Here is a 2,696-nt window from a genome sequence, read left to right as displayed (position 1 = left end):
CACTATGTGGTTCCCGGACAACAACCCAGGAACAAACCACAAAAACACAACCGAATAACACCAGCAGCAACACCTGGTAACCACAAGTCTTCCCACCACCCCCAAGCACGGGGGTCGGACCGGGTAACAGGGTTACGGCGGTCATAGCGTGGGGGAAACGCCCGGTCCCATTCCGAACCCGGAAGCTAAGACCCACAGCGCCGATGGTACTGCACCCGGGAGGGTGTGGGAGAGTAGGACACCGCCGGACAACCATTAACGACAGGGGCCCTGACCACGACGGTCAGGGCCCCTTCGCATTTAAGTCAGACCCCCTTCGCGCCCTACGGCAGCAACGCCCTACGCCAGCGCAAGGATCTTGGCCTCAAGCGCGGCAAGCTCGGCGCTGTTCCCGCACATGCCGGCGGCCTCATGGAGTGCCGCCCGCGCTTCGTCCCGGCGCCCCAGCCTGGTGAGCAGCTCACCCCGGACCGCGGGAAGCAGATGCGACGCGGCAAGCTTGCCGGCGGCATCGATCGCGTCCACCAGCTCCAATCCCGCGGCCGGCCCCGAGGCCATGGCGACGGCAACCGCATGATTGAGCTCGACGATGGGCGACGGCGTCAGCCGCCCGAGCGCCTCGTAGAGGATCACGATCCGCGCCCAGTCAGTGTCGGCGACGGATTCCGCCACGGCATGGCACTCCGCGATGGATGCCTGCAGCCCGTAGGCGCCAAGGCCGCGCCCGGCGGCCGCTGCGCGTTCAAGCGCCGCCCGTCCCCGCCGGATCGCCGAACTGTCCCAGCGCCTGCGGTCCTGGTCCTCGAGCAGTACCGGCATTCCGGCGTCGTCGGTCCTTGCAGGGAACCGGGCGGCCGTCAGCTCGAGTAATGCAAGGAGGCCGAACACCTCCGGTTCGGGTTTCAACTTCACCATCATGCGGGCAAGCCGGCGGGCCTCGTCCGTGAGGCCGGTGCGGATCCAATCGTCGCCTCCGGAAGCGTAGGAGCCTTCGGTAAAGACCAGGTAGATCACCTGGAGGACCGAACCGAGTCGCTCGTCCAGTTCCTGCGCCTCGGGCACCGCGAACGGGATCCGGGCGGCCGCCAGGGTCTTCTTGGCCCGGGTGATCCGCGCCTGGATGGTGGACACGGGCACCAGGAACGCTTTGGCAATCTCATCACTGCCCAGGCCGCCGACCACGCGCAGCGTCAAGGCGATCCGGGCTTCCTTCGACAGCACCGGATGGCAGGCGGTGAACATCAGGGCGAGGACGTCGTCGTCGATCGCGTCATAGCTGAACAGCTCGTCCGCTCCGGGTTCCTCGGACAGCTCCCGCGCCAGGGCGGCGTAGCGCTCATCGAGCGCGGACCTGCGCCGGAAAGTGTCAATGGCGCGGCGGCGGCCGGTGGTAAGCAGCCAGGCTGCCGGCTGCTCTGGAACCCCGTTGACCGACCAGGATACGAGGGCTTCGGCAAGGGCTTCCTGGGCGAGGTCTTCCGCCAAGGGAAAGTCCCCCGTGTAGCGGGCCAGGGCGCCGACGATCCGTGCGGACTCCATCCGCCAAACGGCTTCGACGGCGCCCCGCGCCCCGTTCCTGTCCACTCCGGCTCAGAGCTGTCCGGTCTGCTCGCGCCAGGCGCGCTCCTTCTGGATCCACGTGTTGTCCTGCGGGAACTCGTCGATGGTGGTCACCCGACGGATCTCAGTCTTGCTTCCCGCGGTCATGGGCGCCCGCTTGGCCCATTCGACGGCTTCCTGCTTGGAAGCGACGTCGAGGATGTAGTAGCCGGCGAACAGCTCCTTGGTTTCCCCGTAGGGACCGTCAGTCACAACCGGGGTGTCGCCGGTGAAGTCGACAACCACGCCTTCGTTGGCATCGTCCAGGCCTTCCGCCGCGAGCAGCACTCCGGCGCGGATCAGTTCGTCGTTGAACTTGCCCATGGCATCCATGATTTCGGTGAAGTCCGTGTTCGCGAACGCTGCGAAGGACTCGTCGGTGGGACGCATGATCAGCATGTACTTGGCCATGATGTTCTCCTTTGTTCCGGAAGGTCGCCTTCCGACCTTCTCACCCATAGGTCGAACGGCACCAGAGCAGATCGACATCGCGTCCGGAATTCTTTCCGGATGCCCGACGGCGGGCGGCCAGCGTGCCTGTATCAGGCCCTATTCCGGGTGCGGGGAGCGGTTCCGGATGCTGATTTGCCTCTCCTCCCGGAACCGTGTAATGTTTTCTGGGTCGCCGCGAGAGGGACGGAAGAGCTGAAAGGCTTGGAGGTTCCGGAAGGCGGCAGAATCCCTTTCTTAGATGGCCACTTTTGGTGGCGCACTGTAGTGCGTCGTGTGGCCTGCGGTTTGCGGAACTGTTGTTTGAGAACTCAATAGTGTGCCAAGTTTGTTGATACCGATTTTTTTATGGATTGGTTATTGCCGGGTTGCCCGCACCCCCGTGTGTGGTGGTCTGGTTTTATAGCTGGTTTCAGATTTTGTGCAGCCATGGTCTGGTGTTATTTCCACCGGGTGTGGTTGTGTCTGTTTTTTTGACGGAGAGTTTGATCCTGGCTCAGGATGAACGCTGGCGGCGTGCTTAACACATGCAAGTCGAACGATGAAGCACCGCTTGCGGTGTGGATTAGTGGCGAACGGGTGAGTAACACGTGAGTAACCTGCCCTTGACTCTGGGATAAGCCTGGGAAACTGGGTCTAATACCGGA

Annotated in this window: 2 protein-coding genes and 2 rRNA genes; 2 read left to right on the top strand and 2 right to left on the bottom strand. The window is 63.5% G+C overall.

The features are described from left to right. Positions 1-133: 133 nt before the first annotated feature. Positions 134-250 (top strand): 5S ribosomal RNA (gene rrf, locus D3654_RS00040). A gap of 89 nt (positions 251-339) precedes the next feature. Here the strand turns inward: rrf and D3654_RS00035 are convergent. Then, positions 340-1,539 (bottom strand): RNA polymerase sigma factor, encoded by a 1,200-nt coding sequence (locus D3654_RS00035; protein ID WP_205571686.1) that lies wholly within the window; start codon positions 1,537-1,539, stop codon positions 340-342. A gap of 51 nt (positions 1,540-1,590) precedes the next feature. Further along, positions 1,591-2,010: a YciI family protein gene (locus tag D3654_RS00030; RefSeq protein ID WP_120519512.1), complete on the bottom strand. Its 420-nt coding sequence runs from the start codon at positions 2,008-2,010 to the stop codon at positions 1,591-1,593. A gap of 512 nt (positions 2,011-2,522) precedes the next feature. Between D3654_RS00030 and D3654_RS00025 the strand changes: the two genes are divergently transcribed. After that, positions 2,523-2,696: ribosomal RNA gene (locus D3654_RS00025) — 16S ribosomal RNA — on the top strand; the annotation flags it as partial.

The sequence above is a fragment of the Arthrobacter celericrescens genome (genome assembly GCF_003614925.1).
GTDB classification, from domain to species: Bacteria; Actinomycetota; Actinomycetes; order Actinomycetales; family Micrococcaceae; genus Arthrobacter; species Arthrobacter celericrescens.
Note: the sequence above shows the minus strand (reverse complement) of the source record. Positions and strands in the feature narration are given on the sequence as shown.

Bases quoted from the DNA above. Each gene is read 5' to 3' on its own strand.
- D3654_RS00035 (WP_205571686.1), bottom strand. From the start codon at position 1,539: ATGGAGTCCGCACGGATCGTCGGCGCCCTGGCCCGCTACACGGGGGAC.
- D3654_RS00030 (WP_120519512.1), bottom strand. From the start codon at position 2,010: ATGGCCAAGTACATGCTGATCATGCGTCCCACCGACGAGTCCTTCGCA.